Below are 19,445 nucleotides of genomic sequence, written 5' to 3'. Positions count from 1 at the left end.
GCCTCAGCCCGTCGGACGCTGTGCCGAGCGGAGGAGAACGATCAGTACCAGCCGACCGACTCGGAGTGGGCCCAGGCGCCGCAGGGCGAGCCGTAGCGGCCGGAGATGTAGCCGAGGCCCCAGGTGATCTGGGTGCTCGCGTTGGTCGCCCAGTCGGAGCCGGCCGACGCCATCTTGCTGCCGGGGAGTGCCTGCGGGATGCCGTAGGCACCGCTGGACTTGTTCTCGGCGTAGACGTTCCAGCCGGACTCGCGGTTCCAGAGGAGGACGAGGCAGTCGTACTCGCTGTCGGCCCAGCCGCGCTGCACGATCATGTCGTACGCGATCGCCTTCGCGGATCCGGGATCCGGAGCGGCGGCGCGCTGGACGGGAGCGGCGGTCTCGGCCTCGGCGGAGCCCGACTCCTCCTCGTCGACGGTCGCGGAAGCGGTCTGAGTCTCGGTCGGAGTGGGCGTCGGGGTCGGAGTGGGCGTCGGCTTCGCCTCGGCGCCGAACGAGTCGCGCTGGACGGTCCGCTCGACGGCGTCCGCGACGACGAGCCGCTGCGCGGAGTCGCCGTTGAAGCGCGCCGGGGCCTGGTAGTAGGGGGAGGCGACCGCGCCGCTGGACGGATCGACGACGTTCACCATGGCGAACGCGATCGACGCCGTGAAGGCCAGCACCGTCACCGGGATCCGAGCCCAGGAGCGCCGCACCGGGGTCTGGTGCGGGACCGCCGGGCGACCGCTGGTGCGGTTCGCGGGCGTGTGGGCGACGGAGGTCTGAGGATGCTGAGCCACGATTACGAAAGCATAACGGACGATGACCTGATCGGCCAGCAGATCCGGCTCCGGTCAGCGGACCGCCAGCATCACATCGACGACCGTGTCGAGCAGCAGGTCGACCTGCGCCTCGGCGTACCCGCCGCGCTGCGGGGCGAAGGAGACGGTCCGCACGTCGTCCACGGTCAGCACCGATCCGTCGCGGAAGTAACCGGAGATCCGGTCGGCGAAGGCGTCGACCTGGCGGATGTTGTAGCCCGTCGTGAGAGCGCCGGCCCGGGTGAACCGCTCTCGGGGAGCGCGGGCCAGCCGGTTCACGATCTCCTGGGCGGTCGACCGCGCGTCCGCGAGCCACGCCTCCTCGCCCCGGGCCGCGATCGCGTACTGGCGCTCCCGCAGGGCGAAGGCGTCCTCGAGGCGCTCGAGCGCCGCATCGACGTGGGGCGCGGAGTAGCCGCCCTTGCGCAGGGTGAACGCGGTGTGGCGCAGGTCGGCGGCGCGGAGGTCCGCCGGTCCCCCGGAGAGCTGCGAGTAGGCCTCGCGCGCCGACGCGAGGAAGGAGTCGACCTCGGCCGTGTCGTAGCCGGGACGGGACTCGCGGGCTCGGGGGAAGGGAGCGGTCATCCCGACATCATGCCAAGCCGCGCGCCGGGAGCGGAATCGGCACGCCCCGGTGAGGCGTGCGCTCAGTGGGCGAAGAGGAAGTACAGCACGTAGGCTGCTGCGGCCGACGGCAGGATCGAGTCCAGCCGGTCGAGGACTCCTCCGTGGCCGGGCAGCCAGGAGCTCATGTCCTTGATGCCGATGTCGCGCTTGATCAGCGACTCGGCGAGGTCGCCGAGCGTCGCGGTGAGCAGCACCACGGCCCCGAACACCGCACCGACCCACCAGGGCTGGCCGAGCATCAGCAGGGCGAGCAGGACGCCGACGACGATCCCCGCGACGGCCGCACCGGCGAACCCCTCCCAGGTCTTCTTCGGGCTGATCCGCGGTGCCATCGGGTGCTTGCCCCAGGTGAGTCCGCTCGCGTAGGCGCCGGTGTCGACGACGATCACGAGCACCAGGAACGCGAACGCCCAGAGCTGGCCGCCGGGCTCGGCGACGAGACGGATCGCGAAGGCGCCGAGGAAGGTCGTGTAGCCCTGGACGAACGCGCCGAGGCCGATGTCGAGGGCGAGGTCCCTCCGGCTGGAGGCGGTGCGCCGGAAGAGCTGCTCCCCCAGCCGCCAGAGGCCGACGAGGACGGATCCGCCGAGGACCGTGGCCCACGCGGCGCCGAGGCCGCCGTAGTAGGCGGCCGGCACGGCGACGACCGCCACGATCCCGGTCGGGATGCGCGGGATGTCGCGACCGGCGTGGCGCAGGGCGTTCGAGAGCTCCAGCGCCGCGAGCAGCACCACCACCCCCGCGAGCACCATGAAGAGCTCCTTGACCAGGAGGAGGCTGACGACCATCGCGCCGCCGCCGAGGAGTCCGATCGCGGTCGCCGACACGAGGTTCCGGCCCGAGCGCGCGGTGAGACGGTCGTTCGTCGCCTCGAGCTGGGCACGGGTCGCCTCGAGCTGGCGCTCGACGTCGGCCCGGCCCTGCTGGGCGCGCGCACGCAGCGCGTCGCGGGTGACCATCCGGGATCCCCGGGCACCCGGGACGTGCGGAGACGGTCTCTTCTCGCCGCCCTCGGGTCCTTCGGGGATCTCGGGCACCGCTACACCTCGAGCAGTTCGGATTCCTTGCGCTTGAGCGCCTCGTCGATCGCGTCGACGTGCTGCTTCGTGAGCGCCTCGAGCTCCTTCTCGCCGCGGGCGAGCTCGTCGTCGCCGATGTCGCCCTTCAGCGCGTCGAGGTCGTCCTTGCCCTTGCGGCGGATGTTGCGCACCGCGATCTTGGCGTCCTCGGCCTTGGTGCGGACGATCTTGACGAACTCCTTGCGGCGCTCGGCGGTGAGCTCCGGCAGGGTCACGCGGATGATCGTGCCGTCGTTGGTCGGGTTCGCGCCGAGGTTCGGCATGTCCCGGATGGCCTGCTCGATGTCGCGCAGCGAGCCCTTGTCGTAGGGCGTCAGGACGAGCGTGCGGGCCTCCTGGTTCTGCATCGAGGCGAGCTGCGACAGCGGCGTCGGGGTGCCGTAGTAGCTCACCAGCACCTTCTGGAACATGCCGGGGTTCGCGCGTCCGGTGCGGACCGTGGAGAAGTCCTCCTTGGCGACCTCGACGGCCTTGCCCATCTTGGTCTTCGCGTCGGCCAGTACATCCGAGATCACAGGGAGCTCCTTAAGAGAGGGAAGTGGTCAGTCTAGTTCGAGACGAGCGTGCCGAGCTCGGCGCCGCGGATGGCCTTCGCGACGTTGCCCGAGGGCTCCATGCCGAAGACCTGCATCGGCATGCCGTTGTCCATGCAGAGGCTGAACGCGGTGGAGTCGACCACCTTGAGGCCCCGCTGGAGCGCCTCCTGGTAGGTCAGCGCGTCGAGCTTCTTCGCGTCGGGGTTCGTCCGCGGGTCGGCGTCGTACACGCCGTCCACGCCGTTCTTGGCGACGAGGACCACGTCGGCGTGCGTCTCGAGCGCGCGCTGCGCGGCGACCGTGTCGGTCGAGAAGTACGGGAGTCCGGCGCCGGCGCCGAAGATGACGACGCGGCCCTTCTCCATGTGCCGGATCGCCCGGCGGGGGATGTAGGGCTCCGCGACCTGCGTCATCGCGATCGCTGACTGCACGCGCGTCTCGGCGCCCGCCTGCTCGAGGAAGTCCTGGAGGGCGAGGGCGTTCATCACCGTGCCCAGCATGCCCATGTAGTCGGCCCGGCCGCGGTCCATGCCGCGCTGCGAGAGCTCGGCTCCGCGGAAGAAGTTGCCGCCGCCGACGACCACCGAGATCTCCACCTCGGTCGCGGCATCGGCGATCTCGCGCGCCAGGGCGCTGATCACGTCAGGGTTCACGCCGAGCGTGCCGGCTCCGAACGCCTCCCCCGACAGCTTCAGAAGCACCCTGCGGCGCTTGCCCGTCGTCATCGCATCCGTCTCCGTCATGGACGTTTCCTCCCGTAGACCCGTACAAACCTATCCCGCGCGGAGCGGGCCCCGCGACCACGCCCGGGACCGCCCCGGGCAGAGCGAAGGGAGCCCGGGTCGACTGAACGACCCGGACTCCCTCCTGCAGTGCTGTTAGGCGCCGACCTTGAAACGGGCGAAGCCCGACACGGTCAGGCCCGCGTCGCTCAGGACCTTGCTGACGGACAGCTTGTTGTCCTTCGCGTAGTCCTGGTCGAGCAGGGCGACCTGCTTGAAGTACGCGTTCACGCGTCCCTCGATGATCTTCGGCAGGGCGGCCTCGGGCTTGCCCTCGCCGCGCGAGATCTCCTCGACGATGCGGCGCTCGTTGTCGACCTCGGACTGCGGCACGTCCTCGCGCGAGAGGTAGGACGGGTTCGCGAACGAGATGTGCTGGGCGACGGAGCGCGCGGTCTCGGCGTCCTCACCCGCGTAGCCGACGACCACGCCGACCTGCGGGGGCAGGTCCTTGTTCGTCTTGTGGAGGTAGATCGCGAAGTGCTCGCCCGAGACGGAGGCCACGCGGCGCAGCTCCACCTTCTCGCCGAGGATCGCGGCCTCGTCGTTGATGAGGTCGGCGACGGTCTTGCCGTCGGCGGGGGCCGCGAGGGCCGCCTCGACCGTGGTGGAGCCGGCGGCGACCACCGCGGTGAGCACGGCGTCGGCGAGGGCGATGAACTTCGTGCCCTTGGCGACGAAGTCGGTCTCGCAGGCGAGCTCGATCATCGTGGCGACGCCGTCCTTCTCGGCGGCGGCGACGAGGCCCTCGCTCGTCGAGCGGTCGGCGCGCTTCGCGTTGCCCTTGGCGCCCTTGAGGCGGAGGATCTCGACCGCCTTGTCCAGGTCGCCGTCGGCCTCGACCAGCGCGTTCTTCGTGTCGACCATGCCGGTACCGAGCTGCTCGCGCAGCGTCTTGACGTCAGCGAGGCTGAAATTTGCCATGTTCTCGGAACTCCTCTTGGTTCGGAAACCCTGTGGCGCCGTCACTCGCGGCGGGCTCACGGGAGGAGCCCAGCACGCCGAGGTGACGGCGGTTCTTACTCGTGGTGAACGTGCACCGACCGAGCGGGGGCCGGACGACCGCGGGTGCGGCGTCCGACCCCCGTCACGGAACGGGGTGTCAGGCGGTGGCGGTCTCGTCGGTCGAGGTCGCGGCGACGTCGGCCTCGGGGGCCTCCTCCGCGGCGGGGGTCTCGGCCTCGACGACGGCCTCGTCGGCGGTCTCGGCCTCGGCGTCGGCGACCTTCTCGGTCTCCGCGCCGGCCTGCTCGTTCGGCTCCTGCACGTCGGCGGCGGGCGCACCGGTGGAGAGCAGCTCCTGCTCCCACTCGGCCAGCGGCTCGACGGCGGAGACGTTGCCCTCGGCCTCGGGCTTCTGGTGGCGCTGGATGAGGCCCTCGGCCGCGGCGTCGGCGACGATGCGGGTGAGCAGGCTCACCGAGCGGATCGCGTCGTCGTTGCCCGGGATCGGGTACTGGACCTCGTCCGGGTCGCAGTTCGTGTCGAGGATGCCGATGACCGGGATGCCCAGCTTCTTGGCCTCGTCGATCGCGAGGTGCTCCTTCTTGGTGTCGACGACCCAGAGGGCCGACGGCGTCTTCGAGAGGTTGCGGATGCCGCCGAGCGACTTGTGCAGCTTGTCGAGCTCGCGCTTCTTGATGAGGAGCTCCTTCTTGGTGAAGCCGCTCTTCGACGTGTCGTCGAAGTCGAGCTCCTCCAGCTCCTTCATGCGGGCGAGGCGCTTCGAGACCGTCTGGAAGTTGGTCAGGAGGCCGCCGAGCCAGCGCTGGTTCACGTAGGGCTGGCCGACGCGGGTCGCCTGCTCCGAGATCGCGTTCTGCGCCTGCTTCTTGGTGCCGACGAAGAGGATGGTGCCGCCGTGGGCGACCGTCTCCTTGACGAAGTCGTAGGTCTTGTCGATGTAGGCCAGCGACTGCTGGAGGTCGATGATGTAGCTGCCCGAGCGCTCGGTCAGGATGAAGCGCTTCATCTTCGGGTTCCAGCGACGGGTCTGGTGCCCGAAGTGGACGCCGCTGTCGAGCAGCTGGCGCATGGTGACGACTGCCATGAGTCGTTCTCCTTGTCTCGGGGCCTGGGCGCACGACGGCGCCGAACTCCCGTTCGGTTGTCTGCGACGGCCGGTCGGCACGTCGCCCTGGCGCCCGGCGCACTCCCGCCCCGGCCGCGTGAGCGGAGAGGGACCGTGGGGAGCGGAGGCCGAATGGGCGCGCGTAGTCACCCCGACGAGCGAGGTGCTCCGTGGAGTCTAGCACCAGGACGGCCGCCTCCCCCGCTGCTGCGGGAGGGCGGCCGTCGGGGCGCGGGAGGCCGGTGCTACTTGCGCGCCGACTTCATCACGGTGCGGATGTGCAGGGTGTCCATCTCCTCCAGCGAGCGGCCCTTGGTCTCGGGCACGAACATGAAGACGAAGACGAACGAGATCGCCGCGAAGGCGGCGTAGAGGCCGTAGGCCAGGGTGAGCGACACGTCCTGCGAGAGGATCGGGAAGGTCACCGTGATGGCGAAGTTCGCGATCCACTGGGCCGAGGCCGCCAGGCCGAGGGCGGCCGCCCGGATCCGGTTCGGGAAGATCTCGCCGAGGAGGACCCACACGAGCGGGCCCCAGGTCGCACCGAAGAAGACGACGAACGCGTTCGCCGAGACGAGGGCGATCGGCCCCCACGCGCCGGGCAGCGAGACGTCCTCTCCGCTGATCGTCGACTGGCTGAAGGCGATGGCCATCAGCGCGAGCGAGACGGCCATGCCGGCCGAGCCGACCAGCAGCAGCGGCTTCCGGCCGACCTTGTCGACCAGGAAGATCGCCACGAAGGTGACGACGACGTTCACGACCGAGGTGAAGACCGAGATCGCGAAGGAGTTGGACTCGTCGAATCCGACCGCGCTCCAGAGCGAGGTGGAGTAGTAGAAGATCACGTTGATGCCCACGAACTGCTGGAACACCGACAGCAGGATGCCGACCCAGACCACGGGGAGCAGGCCGAGGGCGGGGCCGCGGAGGCTGGAGCGCTTCGCGTTCTCGGAGTCCTCGTCGATCTTCTTCTGGATGTCCGCGAGCGCCTCGTCGACCTCGTCGCGCGGCGTGACCGTCGCGAGCACCGCGCGGGCGTCCTCGGAGCGGCCGCGGGTCGCGAGGTAGCGGGGCGACTCCGGCAGGGTCAGGGCCAGGAGGCCGTAGATGACGGCCGGCACGGCGCAGGCGATGAACATCCAGCGCCAGGCGGCGACGCCGAACCAGAAGGGCTCGGAGGCGCCGTCCGCGCCGTTCGCGATGAGGGTGTCCGAGAGCAGTGCGGCGAAGATGCCGAGCGTGATCGCCAGCTGCTGCAGCGACGCGAGGGCTCCGCGGATGGCCTTGGGCGCGATCTCCGAGATGTAGGTCGGAGCGATCACGGAGGCGATGCCGATGCCGAGGCCGCCGACCACGCGCCAGAGCACGAGGTCCCAGACCGCGAACGCCGCGCCGGCGCCGATGGAGGAGATGAAGAAGAGCCCGGCGCCGAGCAGCATGACCTTGATGCGGCCCCAGCGGTCGGCCAGGCGCCCAGCGAGGTACGCGCCGAGTGCGCAGCCGAGCAGCGCGGAGGCGACGGCGAAGCCGATCAGGGCGGCCGAGAGCTGGAACTCGCCCTGCACCGCCTCCACGGCACCGTTCACCACCGACGAGTCGAAGCCGAAGAGGAAGCCGCCGACCGCCGCCGCGATCGCGAGGCCGATCACCTTCCTCTTCAGCTTCGCCGCCGAGGGGTTCGGGATGTCCGCTCTCCCGCTGGTCGTGTCAGATCGTCCGCTGGTCATGGTCGTCTCCGATTCTCGCCGCCGGTGGGGGCGGGGTGCCGCTCCCGAGCCGGATCACCGGCACGTTACTCCTCGCCGCGGCACCGCCGGGACGGGTTGCGCTCTCCCCCGGCCGATGTCCTCCCTCCACAGCCGGGCCCGTCGCGCTCTCCTCCCCTGATCCGCTCGGCCGACCACCGGTCTCGGACCGGCTCCAGGAGGGTGGCCGCATGCTCCGATCCCGACTCCTGCGCCCGGGCGTGTTCGCCCTCGCCGCTCTGCTCGTCGGGGCGCCTCTCGGCGCCTCGCCCTCCGGCACCTCGTCCCCCGGCCGGTCCGACCCGCGGTGGACCTCCCCCGTCGCGGGCTTCTCCGTCGTGGAGCCGTGGGGCGCGCCAGCGCACCGCTACGCCCCCGGGCACCGCGGGATCGACCTCGCCGCAGCGGCCGGGCAGCCCGTGGTCGCCGTCGCTGCGGGTACCGTGTCGTTCTCGGGCAGGGTGGTCGACCGGTCCGTGGTGAGCATCGTGCACGCGGACGGTCTGGTCTCGACGGTCGAGCCGGTCGACGGATCGGTGACGGCGGGGCAGGTCCTCACCGCGGGCCAGCCCGTCGGAGCAGTGGGTGCGGGCGGCCACTGCGACGGGAGGTGCGTGCACCTCGGCGTCCGCGAGGGTGGCGACTACGTCTCGCCGATGCGGTTCTTCGGCGGGATCCCCCGGGCGGTGCTTCTGCCGATGGACGACGTGGCGCAGGGGGTTCAGCGAGTGGCGCGGAAGGGTGCGTCCAGCGACTCGCGCGTCCGGTCAGGCGCGGGGGTGGGCGAGGCGGTAGGCGTCGCGGATCCGCTCGGTCGAGACGTGGGTGTAGATCTGCGTGGTGCCCAGGCTCGCGTGGCCGAGCAGCTCCTGGACGGCGCGGAGGTCGGCTCCCCCGTCGAGCAGATGGGTCGCCGCGGTGTGGCGGAGGGTGTGCGGACCGGTCGGTCCGGAGCCCTGCCCGCCGTCGAGGAGCCTCGCCACCACGCCGTAGACCGTGCGCGGGGTGAGGCGCGCGCCCCGCCGTCCCAGCAGCAGGGCCCCGCTCCCGTCGCCGGTGGCGAGAGAGGGTCGGGCGCGCTCCAGGTAGTCGACGAGCGCCTCCTTCGCGGGGACGCCGAACGGGACGACCCGCTGCTTGGCGCCCTTGCCGGTGACGAGCACGGTGAGCCTGCCGAGATCGACGTCGCCCAGGTCGACGGCGACCAGCTCGGAGACGCGGATGCCGGAGGCGTAGAGCAGCTCGACGATCGCGAGGTCCCGCAGCGCCACCGGGTCCTCGGTCGCGCCTCGCGCCGCGACCGTGTCGAGCACCTGTTCCGCCTGCGGGAGCGTGAGGACCCGCGGCAGTGTCCGTCCCGACTTGGGCGTCTTGAGGCGTGCGGCGACGTCGACGGGGAGCCGCTCGGTCCGCTGCGCCCAGGAGGAGAAGGAGCGGACGGCCGCGGTGCGCCGGGCGAGGGTCGCGCGGGCGATCCCCGACTCCGACTCTCGCCAGAGCCAGTCGCGCAGCAGCTCGAGGTCGAGCTCGGCGGTGAGGAGCCGCCCCTTCTCCTCCGTGTGGGCGATCAGGCGCACCAGGTCGGAGCGGTAGCCCTTCGCGGTGGCGGGCGAGAGGGACCGCTCGTCGAGGACGTACCGGAGGAAGTGCTCGACCGAGTCGGCGAGCGTCTCGCCGGTCATGATCCGTCCGGCATCCGCGACCAGAGGTCGATGCGCCCCTGCTCGTCGAGCCCCTCGAGCCGCTCGATCAGGTCGGTGCCGAACCGCGTCGCGATCGGGGCCGGTGCCGTCGGCACGAACGAGGCGGCCACCGTCTCCGGGTGGACGTGGACGAGCGAGAGGCTCTGCGCTCCGTCGACGCCGGCGAGCTCCCGCTCGGGCGCTCCGAGGTCCATCGTGTAGCTGGTGGCGCCGGCGACGAGCACGGGCACGCCCGCGAAGGTCGCAGCCGTGGGGTAGTGCAGGTGGCCGCCGAGGATCGCGCGGACGTCGGTTCCGCGCACCACCTCCTCGAGGCGGTCGATCCCCCGCAGCTCGAGCACGGTCATCGCGCCGAGCGGCGTGGGCAGCGGAGGGTGGTGCAGGGCGAGGATCGTCCCCAGCGGGGCCGGTGCGGCGAGCTCGTCCTTCAGCCAGGCCAGCTGGGCGTCGGTGAGGTCGCCGTGGTGGAAGCCGGGCACCGCGCTGTCGAGCGCGATGAGCCGGAGCCCGCCGAGGTCGACGACCTGGTCCACGGGTCCCGCGCCCGCCGGGTCCTGCTCGAGGAGCACCCGCCGGAACGCTCCGCGCTCGTCGTGGTTGCCCATCACCCAGACGATCGGGCAGCCTAACCGCTCGCCCACGGGGTCGAGCTGCTCGCGCACACGCCGGTAGGCGTCCTCCTCGCCGCGGTCCGCGACGTCCCCGGTCACCACGATCGCGTCCAGGCGTCCGCCGCGCTCGGCCAGCCGGCCGACCGCCTGCGCGAGGCGGGCGACCGTGTCGACCTTCCCGTAGAGCGGAGCGCCGTCGGCCAGCAGGTGCGTGTCGCTCAGATGCGCGATGACCCTGTCGGCGGCGCGGAAGTGCCCGAGCTGCGGGCGCTCTCCGCCGTGTCCTGCTGCCGTGGCGTCCATGCCGCTCCCCTCGCCGATGCCCCTTCAGCGTAGGGCGGACCGCCGACAGCGCCGCGGCGGCGGGGCCGCTCACCCGGGTGCCCGCTCCCAGTCCCCGTCCTCGGAACGGTGGACGCGTCCGTCTGCGAGGAGCGCACCCAGCGCCGACAGTGCCGAGTCGAGCGAATCCCCGGAGAGCCGGGCGACGGTTGCGGCGTCACAGCCTCCTTCGGATTCGACGACGGCCAGGACTCGCGCCTCAGCCGCGGTCAGCGCTCGGCACGATCCGTCGGTGTCGCCGACGGCGAGCAGTTCGAGCACATCCGCCGGCGAGGTGACGCAGGTCGCCGCGTACTCGCGGAGGAGCCGGTGGCAGCCGGCGGAGGAGGCGCTGGTGACCGGGCCCGGGACCGCGCCGAGGGGGCGGCCCAGGGCGGCGGCGTGGCCGGCGGTGTTGAGGGAGCCGGAGCGGGCGCCGGCCTCGACGACGACGGTGCCCGCGGTGGAGGCGGCGATGAGGCGGTTGCGCTGACAAAATGGCGGTTGTATGCGTGGGCGCGTCAGGCTTCCTGAGGGTGGTCTAGGGTCGCCGCATGAACGAGACCGTCCTCATTGCCCTGATCGCTGTCGGAGGGACCATCGTCGGCTTCCTCGGCAGTTTCGTAGGGACCGTCATCTTCCCGTGGCTGCGGGACCGGTCCGACCGCAAGAGGCAGGAGCGCGAGCGCATCCGTGACCTGATGATCGAGTTCCAGCAGGTCGCACAGTCGGTCTACACGGGTAGGCACACCGGCTACGAGAGAATTGACCAGGTGCTTCAGCTTGCGTCGCTCGACTTCAAGCTCGTGTCCCTCTTGCAAGGGAGTTCGAGCCCGATGGGGCTCATGATCAGCAAGGTCGCCTCCTCTGCCCGCCCCGATAACACCCCTGACGTTGCCATCTACATCGAGTTCAAGCTGCAAGCCAAAGCCTGGTTGAGCGAGGCAAAGACAGCGGCACAGGCCTACGCAGATTTCTTGAAGAATCTGCCACCCGTGGAGCCGGAGGGTCAGGCCTCGGCGGAGTGACGCCCTGAGGAGGTCGGGGGCATCTGCTTGTGCGCCTCGTCCAGGGCTGCCTGCAACTCCGCGATCTTCTGCTCCTTCGAGTGGAGCTGCCCGTTGGTCTGACGGACCACCGTGTCCAGCTTCTCTCCCTGCTTCCCGAGCGCGGCGAAGGTTCCGGCCGCGGTGGTGACGAGACCCAGGATGAGCACGAGCTGGCCAAGGTCACTGAGGTTGTGAGCCTGGCCGAAGCCTGCCTCGCTGCGGATCGCTGCGATGGTCGCGTAGTGGCCGAAGTCATCGCCGCGCACGGGATCCGAGTTGGAAAGGGCCGTCTCGTCGTTCGTGGTTGCGTTGTAGTAGGTCGATCGATACCAAAACGCACTGGAGCCTCCAGCGTCCGTGTAGTAGCTCGAGAGCTGGTCAGGATCGATATTTCGCGTGGCGAGGACGGTAAAGAAATCATCGGCCGGCACGGAGCCGTCGATGTTGGCCGCGCGGTAGATGTGGATCAGGTCACCAACGACGGACGTGACGGGCTCAAACTGGGAGTGGTTCAGCGTCAGCGGCGTAAGCAGGGTGAGGACGGTCGGATCAGTCGCGTTGGCGATGACCACGCGCTCGCAACCCTCACGGCTGAGCGCTCCGACGTAGATGGTGTGGCCGGGCAGGAACCCTTCGGTGCTGCGGACCGTGAGCGAGGTTGCACCGACTGGAGCGGCAGCGGCTAGCTCTCCACGTTCCCGGATGTTGCTTTCGACGAATGACTGGATCTTGAGGGTTGTTGCCATGTGGTGCCTTCGGTCACGAGGACCTGATTACGGTTAGCGCGGGCGTGTCTCGGAGCAGGGTGATGCTTAGCGTGTGCTCCGCGAGAGCGCGCGTGGCTGTGAAGCAGCGGAAGGACGCGAAGCTAAATGAGCCGAATGCGAAAGAACCCATCATGAGCCATTACCAATCCGCGAGTTTTCTTCCAAGGTGAACCTATGTTTCTAGTTATAGGCAATGAGCACGAATATTGCAAGGCGATCGCCTAGTTCTGCCGACGCTTCAGAAAACCGAAGGGACGTCGAGTCGAGACCAACGCTTGGCGCGCATACTGCTCCTCATCGCTCGCTATCGCCGGTCGCAACCCACCCGTTAGGAGATCGCGTCTCCAACGCCGATTCTTCGAGTCGGTGAACAGCAGGTAAATGTCTCGACCAAAAACTTCGCGCGTGAAAACAACCATCGCAATTTTTGCATTGCCCTCAACCAGCCGGACGTGCGCACGCACTCCGTCACCCCGGTCGTCCGAGGTCCGCGAAACGACGTCATAGCCTCTCAGATAGTCCGTATGTGGGCGAAGACCAATCGGATTCCATGGCTCGTCCAACATCATGGAACCGACGACAAGCTGCACTGAGCGTTTGCTTCTTGTTGAGTCGTTCGTGATTTTCGCACCCAACACCACGACACCGTTGAACGGATCGCCATCGTAGGAAACCACCTGAAGATCTGCGAGAAGCGACCCAGCTTCTTCGCGTGCGGATTCGAGGGATTGACGCCTTTGAGTCGTCACCGCAACGAGCAGTGCTGCGCCAGCGATCATCCCACTTACCCACTCTCCCAACGTACCCAGTTCCATCGAGCCGAGCATTCTACCGATTCCCGCAAGCAACTCATCCACCTCGCCACCGTAGCGGCCTCTACACTGCTCGCATGGACTGGACCGACCAGCGTGACGCTCTCCTCGGCGCCGTCCCTGCAGTTCCCGATGCGCTGCGGGACCTGCGCTCCCCCAGCATCTACGCCTGGTGGGATCTCGACGGAGCGCCGACGCAGTTCTGGCCCACAGGCTTCCCCGACGTCGTCACGAGCCGGCCGCTCTACGTCGGCATCGCCAGGACGACGCTCGCGGTGCGTGGTGGAGGGATGCACCTCAAGACGACGCGGATTTCCACGCTGAGGCGGTCACTCGTCGCGCTGCTCGTCGACGAGTTGGAGCTACGGGATCAGATCGTGCCCGGGCCAGGGCAGAAGTTCGGGCTCACAGCAGAGGGCGATTCGCTCCTCAACTTTTGGATGGGCAACAACCTGCACGTGACGTGGCACGACACTCCAGAGCCGGGAGCGCATGAGCGGCTGATCGTGGGCGACCTGATGCCGCCGCTGAACGATGTGTTCGCGCACGATGGGCCGTACTGGAAGGCGATGCGAGCGAGGCACAAAGAACTTCGCGCCCGATTCGACTGAGTTCGTCAGCTAAGGTCCGGGTCCGGCAACAAATGCTCAGCTTGAGCGCGTGTAAGACGGATCGGCTGCTCGAGCATGAAATGACGGATCCAGAATCGACCGCGTACATCTTTAAAGACGACCGCCGAATCGTCACGATAGTCACTGACCGAGCGGCCGCGGAATCGGGTCGAGCCGCGATAGTTGGGCCAGAATGTCCTTGGCTTTTCGATAGCTACTGGGGCCGGTCGAGAATGCTCTGGCATGCTTTGTATTACTTCATCACGCTTTTGGCGCCATTCCGGGTACCCGATGAACTGCGCCCCGAGTGGCTTATGGATTCCGACGCGCCACTTGAGCGACTTAGAGGAGACCTTCAAGAAGAATGGATTGGTGATCCTTTGCGACGATGCATTGAAAACGCTCAGGTCGACTGCGCTCATGTCCTTCTCGGGAACCCCTACGTTGAAGAAGACTTGATCCGCCTGCTCTCGCTCAGCAGACTTCTGACTGCCTCGATAGATATAAACACCCCACAGCAGTGCGCCTGCTGTACCAACGGCCGCGATCCAGTCAGCGGCACTTCCCCCATCGACCATGGGCCCACCGTAGCGGGCTAGACGACTCGCCACGCGCTCGGAAACGCCTTCAGCGTCACCGTTGCGCCGGACGGCAGCGTGTAGGTGTTGGCCGTTGTCACGTTGCCGATCAGCTCGGAGCCGTTGCCCTTGATCGTCGCGGCGGCGGCGTTGATGTTGACGAACTCGTACATGCGGCCCTGGCAGGTCGCGAGGGCTGGCAGGGTCTGGGTGGCGGTCGTGTTCAGCTCGACTGAGCAGTGAGTGGCGTCGAGGGTGGTGGCAGCGGAGCGAGCCGCGACGGCGGTCGCGATCGCGCCCTTGAAAGTGGGCGAGTTGTAGTCGAAATCGAGGAAGACGTCGTCGCCTGCGATGAGTGTCGGGTTGCTGATGTTGTCCCAGCGCTTGCGTGAGTATCCAGCAACCTCGACGATCTCCTTCGCCCCAGCGATGCCGTAGAAGGCGTTGCTGAAGTAGCGCGAAGCGATTCCCGTCGTGTTGCCTCCGCTCACTTCCCAGATCCCAGCCTTCACCCGCGTCGTGGTCGTGTTCGCGAGAGGTGCGTCTACGCCCGCGACCAACCCGGACAGTGGGAGGTTCCAGTTCAGCGCAGCACCAGTGGTTGCAACGTCCGACTCGTACTCGAGGTGCCACGGAACCGGGATCGTGTCCTGAGCGGTCACACTGGACGTGAGACGGCCGTATATCCGTACATGCTTCGCACCTGATGGCGGGCTATAGGTCGAGGAGTATGGGTGTGTGACCTTTACCGTCTGTCCGGAGGCAACCGTGAGGCTAGACAGACTGCTTATCACCGTCTCGCCAGTATCGTTCGTCCAGCTGTAAGCAAAGAAAAAGGTTCCTCCAGGGGCACCACTCAAAGTGACGGCCGAAAGCACCGGGGCAAGTGTCGGGTTTGGCAGGAGCCGATCGTCCTTGATGATCACGTTGGAGATCTCGTGATTGTCAGGCGTCAGGTAGATTGCCGCAGTCTCTATACTCGCGACTTCCGGCGCCGCTGTCAGTTTCACCACTGGGTTGTAGATAAATGCGTTGCGCAGTCGAGTAGGAGAATGGCGCGAATAGCCCAAGTTAAGGTTCAGGTACATCTCGTAGACATATAGGCCGTCGATGTCAACTGCGATTGCTGCATCTTCGTCCATGAAGTTGTAGCAGTGATACATGAAGCAATTTTTGATCTGAAGCGCAACGGTCGGATCTGCTTGGTAGTAGTTGCCATTGTTTGATTGGCCAATCGAGAAGATCGTCTTAACATCGACCCAGCTGAACCCCATGAACTGTAGATTCAAGGCACTGTGAACGTTCGCGAAGAACTCCTGGTTGGCTGGGATGGGTGCCGAAGAGAAATCAATGCCGTGGCCCTGCGCTCTGCCACCCACGAAGCGCATGTTACGCCAGCCTGTTCGAGCCACGTCGTTGATGGTGAAACCGGTGACACTCGAACTGTTCATCGAGAACCATTCGCACTCGTGAAAAAGGAGATCACGATTAGAGCGGACGCCAGACAAGGAGTCGTTTCGTTTCGCCGGCTGATTCCATCCGAAGCTAAAAGGCGTCAGGCCATCGTGGAAGCGACAGCTGTAGAAATACAGGCCGCGGACGGAGTTCCCCTGCACAAACACGTGGTACTTCGAGGCGCCGCCAAAATCGACTTCGCGAAAGGTCAGGTTCGCAACCGCGCCGCGATCTTGACCACCCGTTATGGATCTCCCGCTGTAAACCGTCACGTGGCCGACGTTCCCTGCGTTGGTCCCGCCATTGGTGAACTTGAGTCCACGGATCAATACGTTGTCCACGAACGTCGTCGGGCTGTAGGTGCCGCCCTTGATCACGATCGCCTGGACGTTCGCGAACCCGCCGCAATCGAGAGACTGTTGATCTCCCTCGATCACGACGTTGACCAGGCCGCCGACTTGCCCGTTCAGCTCGATCAGGCCGCCCGAGAAGCTAGTGGCTGCGATGATTCGTGCTCCCGTCATCAGACGGAGCTTCACGTTCGACACGTTCACCACGATCGGCGCGGTCAAGTAGAGGGTCCTTCGGACGAGGACCTCTCCCCCTGTTGATGACAAGGCGGCGATGGCGGCGTTGACGGGCGTCTGGTCAGCAGCGCCCGTGACGATGACGTCCGCGCCCGCTGAGTCGACTGTCCGGGTGACCGTTCGTCGTACTTCGATCGCCGTCGCCTGCGCTGTGCTGACCGGTTTCGCCGCATCGCTGGTGTTGTCGACGCTCCCGAGACCGACGTGCGCCTTCGTGATGCCGGTGGGTGTCCCGGTAAACGCCGGTGATGCCAGAGGAGCCTTGAGCGCCAGTGCGCTGCTCGTCGCCACTGACACCGGCTTGCTCGCGTCGCTGGTGTTGTCCACGTTGCCGAGCCCCACGTCACCCTTCGCGAGGGTGACGGCGCCCTGCCTGCCCGCGACCGTCTGTACGGGCGCGGATGCAGCGGCTTGGAACGCGTCTACATACCCAGCCGGGTTGCTCGCGTTGTACTTCGCGTTCAGAGCCGTCTGTACGGGCGCGGAAACGGGCTTCGCTGCGTCAGACGTGTTGTCGACCAGGTTGAGGCCGACGTCGGCCTTGGAGAGGACGACGTTGCCTGTGCGGCCGGCGACTGTGCGCACGTCGCCGCGTAGATCGAGCCCATCAACGAGCTCGTCGACGTACGTCTGGTCCGCCTTCGTAAGTACCGCGTCTTCGATCGCCTCGAGGGTGCCTGCTGTCACGGTTCCTGCGATGACCCACCCAACCTGCACGATCTTCGGGATTGAACCCTCTGTCCCACGTTCGAGTACAAGGCTGTCGCAGCTGACTGAAGTGATCCGTGCGATCTCAGCGTTGTCGTAGCTCGGGTCCTTGCCGTACGGCGCTAGGGTCACAGGCATGTTGGGAGCGAAGAGCTGGCCGTCGCCGGGCGAGACCTTGAAGGCAGTGCCCGTCACTCGTTCCACTGGCACGGCGGCCAGGAGAGACTGAGCTAAGTTGCCGTGAGAATCAAATTCCATCTACCTCCTAATAAAACACATTGACCCGACATTGAACACACAAAGGGGACTCACGATCGACGCTTTCTGGGACAGCTCATTCTGGGAGTTCCTCACCGCAATAACGCCGGTAGCAGGTGGTGCACTAATCGGTCTAGGGACGGCTCTGTTCCTCAGTTGGCGCAACAACCGCCGAGCCGACGTTGTCTATGAGCGCGACCGTAGAAGTGCGAAAGAGGATGCCAAGGTCGAGCACGACCGAGCAGATGAGCTTCGATGGATCGCCGACATCCGACAGATGGGCATCGAGACGCTCGCTGCTTCGAACGAAGCGCTTTCTGCTGGGCGGTGGATCGCTCGATCCCGGATGAAGATTGTCGACGAGCCTGGCCCTGACGAGCACGACAGCCTGCTCAAACTCGTAGAACAACTCATAATTCTTGGTAACGCAAGAGCCGCCATGATGATTTACGCCCCCGATGCCTTATATGTCGCAGCCGAAAAGCTCGGTGACGCTACGCAGTCTTTGATGAGGGCAACTCCGGAGACAGAGCAAGCCATCTCTGACGCCGTGGGCGCAGCGCAGGGACAATTCATCTCCACAATTCGCACCATCCTGCACATCGATGCCGCTGGCACATCCATGTGGAGTCCGAGTGTATCCGCAACTGACTAAGCACTTATCTACCTTGTCCGATTCTTGGAGCTTGCGACTGTGACTGACTTTGCTCAGCTGATTACGATCCTGTTGACTGCGACCGTCACGTTCGCCGTTACACTCCTCACAACGGTGATCAACCGTCGTTTCGCGCGCGCAGACGAGCGCCAGGTGTACGAGCGAAACAGCGCTCGTGAGGACGCGCTGCGTTTCGAGCGAGACACCGTACGTCTCGTCACAGAGCTGCTGTCCACCACTGAACAGATCTTCGACAGAACTGTCAGTCTCCGGCTCATCTCCAATTCGACCAACGTGCTCGCAACTATCAAGCAATCCAACGAGCTGACCGCGTCCCGAATGCAGCTGATGATGACCCTAAAGGTGCAACTTACGGAATGCATGTTGCTAGCACCAACCGACATCACCGTTGAGCTAAATAGAGTGGTGGCGGCCTGTAATGCGACCATGGACGCTAAGCAACCTGACGCTCAGATTCGAGCAGACAGGTACTTCATCGACGCTAAATCCAACCTAATCGGCCATATGCGGAGTCACCTGGGTGTAGAAGACGTGACGCTCCTCAACAAAAAGAGCACCCACTGAGGGATGGTCTCGGTCCGCTTGATGCGTCCTAGTCCTGCGTCGCTGCTAGCATGAAGGCAGCGAAAAGCCCGACACAAGACCAATTGGAGTCATATGCTTTCAGCGGCCTCTAGCGCCCCGGGCCCAAGTTTCATCGATCTTCTGTTATCAGAACAGAACCTCACGAATCTTGCGACAGGCTTGACTGATGCACTGCCTCTAGTGCTGACCGGCGCACTCACGCTCGGGAGCACGCTCCTCACCGCCGGAATAACAAATAACGCTCGCCGCAAAGAAGCTCTCGCTATTGCAGCTCAAGCATCTGCGGAGCGCGCCGCAGAAACCAACCGTCTCGAAAAACGCGAGGATGCTCTCAAGTATCAAGAGGATTATCGTCGGATTGGTCTCAGCATGTTGACAAAGGCCCGTCGACTTGGTGACATCGCGCTACAGATGAGCCAGCTTGGCATGAAGGGCAGCAGGCGCACTCCAGACCCCGTAGTCGAGCAGCAAAGGCTTGAGGCGGAAGCGGATGTTGAAATCGAAGCAATGTTCAAGTCTTTCAACGAGATGTCCGTATATGGACCAACGGAGGTTGCCGACCGAGCGAAAGATATCCTGTGGAAGGGGATTCCACTTCGGACTATGGCCGCATTGGGGAGTGCTGATGAAGAGTACATGCGCTCAGACGTAGCCTATGACGAAGCTATCGCCGCTTTTCTCGCATCACTTCGACCGTATCTAGGAATAGACTTTACGGAAAAGAAAAGCACCTCCTGAGAGGTGCACGTCTTGCAGGCTTCTAGAACTAGTCCTGCGTCGCCGCGTCGATCGCCGCAACGATCTCGTCACGGGTGTTGTCCTTTGTGACGATCAGCGTCAACCCGTCGGCCTCAGCCTGCGCCAGCATTTCAGCCTTGGTGAGAGGCTTCGTGCTCGGATCGTCCTGCGTTGCCGCTTCGATCTGCTCGACGACGAACTGGCCATCAGCCTCGATCTCGTCGGCCTGCTCAGCGGTCAGCGGGCCTTCGTAGCCGTACGCCTTCGTTACCGTGACGCCAGCGCGGGTGCGCTGGTCGTATGGGAAGTCCCATGGGAGTGTGACCTTGTAGTCAGCCATGGTCAG

General features: G+C 66.1%; 21 protein-coding genes and 1 pseudogene. 5 read left to right on the top strand and 17 right to left on the bottom strand.

Going from position 1 to position 19,445, the window contains the following annotated elements; translation table 11 throughout:
* Positions 1-41: 41 nt before the first annotated feature.
* From C5C50_RS04340 to C5C50_RS04305, 8 genes are all read right to left on the bottom strand, one after another.
* Positions 42-779: a lytic transglycosylase domain-containing protein gene (locus C5C50_RS04340; RefSeq protein WP_244229431.1), complete on the bottom strand. Its 738-nt coding sequence runs from the start codon at positions 777-779 to the stop codon at positions 42-44.
* 54 nt (positions 780-833) lie between these two features.
* The gene (locus C5C50_RS04335) at positions 834-1,385 is read right to left on the bottom strand and encodes a DivIVA domain-containing protein (protein WP_104226865.1); all 552 of its coding nucleotides are present in this window, start codon (positions 1,383-1,385) and stop codon (positions 834-836) included.
* 62 nt (positions 1,386-1,447) lie between these two features.
* Entirely contained in the window at positions 1,448-2,386 is a 939-nt protein-coding gene (locus tag C5C50_RS04330) for a phosphatidate cytidylyltransferase (RefSeq protein WP_104272927.1), read from the bottom strand.
* A gap of 80 nt (positions 2,387-2,466) precedes the next feature.
* Positions 2,467-3,021 carry a ribosome recycling factor gene (gene frr, locus C5C50_RS04325; RefSeq protein ID WP_104232499.1) on the bottom strand — a complete coding sequence of 185 codons (555 nt, stop codon included), beginning with the start codon at positions 3,019-3,021 and terminating at the stop codon, positions 2,467-2,469.
* Between the two features lie 32 nt (positions 3,022-3,053).
* Positions 3,054-3,767 (bottom strand): UMP kinase, encoded by a 714-nt coding sequence (gene pyrH / locus C5C50_RS04320; protein ID WP_374952923.1) that lies wholly within the window; start codon positions 3,765-3,767, stop codon positions 3,054-3,056.
* Positions 3,768-3,920: 153 nt separating this feature from the next.
* A complete protein-coding gene (gene tsf / locus C5C50_RS04315) occupies positions 3,921-4,748 on the bottom strand; it encodes a translation elongation factor Ts (RefSeq protein ID WP_104272926.1) in 828 nt (275 codons plus the stop codon).
* A gap of 178 nt (positions 4,749-4,926) precedes the next feature.
* Positions 4,927-5,874, bottom strand: coding sequence for a 30S ribosomal protein S2 (gene rpsB / locus C5C50_RS04310; RefSeq protein WP_104272925.1), 948 nt, complete (start codon positions 5,872-5,874; stop codon positions 4,927-4,929).
* Positions 5,875-6,140: 266 nt separating this feature from the next.
* Positions 6,141-7,622 carry a sugar porter family MFS transporter gene (locus tag C5C50_RS04305; protein ID WP_104223897.1) on the bottom strand — a complete coding sequence of 494 codons (1,482 nt, stop codon included), beginning with the start codon at positions 7,620-7,622 and terminating at the stop codon, positions 6,141-6,143.
* Between the two features lie 209 nt (positions 7,623-7,831).
* On the opposite strand from C5C50_RS04305, the pseudogene C5C50_RS17460 reads away from it, so the two are divergent.
* Positions 7,832-8,284 (top strand): annotated as a pseudogene (locus C5C50_RS17460) (murein hydrolase activator EnvC family protein); the annotation flags it as partial.
* 123 nt (positions 8,285-8,407) lie between these two features.
* On the opposite strand, the gene C5C50_RS04295 reads toward C5C50_RS17460, so the two are convergent.
* The 3 genes from C5C50_RS04295 to C5C50_RS17250 form a co-directional block, all read right to left on the bottom strand.
* Positions 8,408-9,322, bottom strand: coding sequence for a tyrosine recombinase XerC (locus C5C50_RS04295; RefSeq protein WP_104272924.1), 915 nt, complete (start codon positions 9,320-9,322; stop codon positions 8,408-8,410).
* The gene (locus tag C5C50_RS04290; protein ID WP_104272923.1) at positions 9,319-10,257 is read right to left on the bottom strand and encodes a phosphodiesterase; all 939 of its coding nucleotides are present in this window, start codon (positions 10,255-10,257) and stop codon (positions 9,319-9,321) included. Before C5C50_RS04290 ends, C5C50_RS04295 begins: the two co-directional genes overlap by 4 nt.
* Before the next feature lie 69 nt (positions 10,258-10,326).
* A complete protein-coding gene (locus C5C50_RS17250; RefSeq protein WP_258067646.1) occupies positions 10,327-10,785 on the bottom strand; it encodes a DNA-protecting protein DprA in 459 nt (152 codons plus the stop codon).
* 44 nt (positions 10,786-10,829) lie between these two features.
* Between C5C50_RS17250 and C5C50_RS04280 the strand changes: the two genes are divergently transcribed.
* Positions 10,830-11,303 carry a hypothetical protein gene (locus C5C50_RS04280; protein ID WP_104272922.1) on the top strand — a complete coding sequence of 158 codons (474 nt, stop codon included), beginning with the start codon at positions 10,830-10,832 and terminating at the stop codon, positions 11,301-11,303.
* Here the strand turns inward: C5C50_RS04280 and C5C50_RS04275 are convergent.
* Positions 11,285-12,070, bottom strand: coding sequence for a hypothetical protein (locus tag C5C50_RS04275; protein WP_104272921.1), 786 nt, complete (start codon positions 12,068-12,070; stop codon positions 11,285-11,287). The two genes, C5C50_RS04280 and C5C50_RS04275, sit on opposite strands and share 19 nt — an antisense overlap.
* A gap of 242 nt (positions 12,071-12,312) precedes the next feature.
* Positions 12,313-12,948, bottom strand: coding sequence for a hypothetical protein (locus C5C50_RS16660; RefSeq protein WP_146085860.1), 636 nt, complete (start codon positions 12,946-12,948; stop codon positions 12,313-12,315).
* A 32-nt stretch (positions 12,949-12,980) separates the two neighbouring features.
* On the opposite strand from C5C50_RS16660, the gene C5C50_RS04270 reads away from it, so the two are divergent.
* A complete protein-coding gene (locus tag C5C50_RS04270; RefSeq protein WP_104272920.1) occupies positions 12,981-13,514 on the top strand; it encodes a GIY-YIG nuclease family protein in 534 nt (177 codons plus the stop codon).
* 5 nt (positions 13,515-13,519) lie between these two features.
* Here C5C50_RS04270 and C5C50_RS16655 read toward each other — a convergent pair whose 3' ends face one another.
* The 3 genes from C5C50_RS16655 to C5C50_RS16650 form a co-directional block, all read right to left on the bottom strand.
* Positions 13,520-14,092, bottom strand: coding sequence for a hypothetical protein (locus C5C50_RS16655; protein WP_146085859.1), 573 nt, complete (start codon positions 14,090-14,092; stop codon positions 13,520-13,522).
* 17 nt (positions 14,093-14,109) lie between these two features.
* Positions 14,110-17,100 carry a hypothetical protein gene (locus tag C5C50_RS17160; protein WP_146085858.1) on the bottom strand — a complete coding sequence of 997 codons (2,991 nt, stop codon included), beginning with the start codon at positions 17,098-17,100 and terminating at the stop codon, positions 14,110-14,112.
* A 133-nt stretch (positions 17,101-17,233) separates the two neighbouring features.
* Complete coding sequence (locus tag C5C50_RS16650) at positions 17,234-17,509, bottom strand: hypothetical protein (protein ID WP_146085857.1); 276 nt, start codon at positions 17,507-17,509, stop codon at positions 17,234-17,236.
* Between the two features lie 285 nt (positions 17,510-17,794).
* Here C5C50_RS16650 and C5C50_RS04260 point away from each other — a divergent pair, with 285 nt between their 5' ends.
* Complete coding sequence (locus C5C50_RS04260) at positions 17,795-18,340, top strand: hypothetical protein (protein ID WP_104272918.1); 546 nt, start codon at positions 17,795-17,797, stop codon at positions 18,338-18,340.
* A gap of 180 nt (positions 18,341-18,520) precedes the next feature.
* On the top strand, positions 18,521-19,099 hold the full coding sequence (locus tag C5C50_RS16645; RefSeq protein WP_146085856.1) for a hypothetical protein: 579 nt from the start codon (positions 18,521-18,523) through the stop codon (positions 19,097-19,099).
* A gap of 28 nt (positions 19,100-19,127) precedes the next feature.
* Here C5C50_RS16645 and C5C50_RS04255 read toward each other — a convergent pair whose 3' ends face one another.
* On the bottom strand, positions 19,128-19,439 hold the full coding sequence (locus C5C50_RS04255) for a hypothetical protein (RefSeq protein ID WP_104272917.1): 312 nt from the start codon (positions 19,437-19,439) through the stop codon (positions 19,128-19,130).
* Between the last annotated feature and the right edge of the window lie 6 nt (positions 19,440-19,445).

The organism is Rathayibacter sp. AY1D9 (genome assembly GCF_002932395.1).
Lineage (GTDB): Bacteria > Actinomycetota > Actinomycetes > Actinomycetales > Microbacteriaceae > Rathayibacter.
This window is presented reverse-complemented; position numbering and strand designations above follow the sequence as displayed.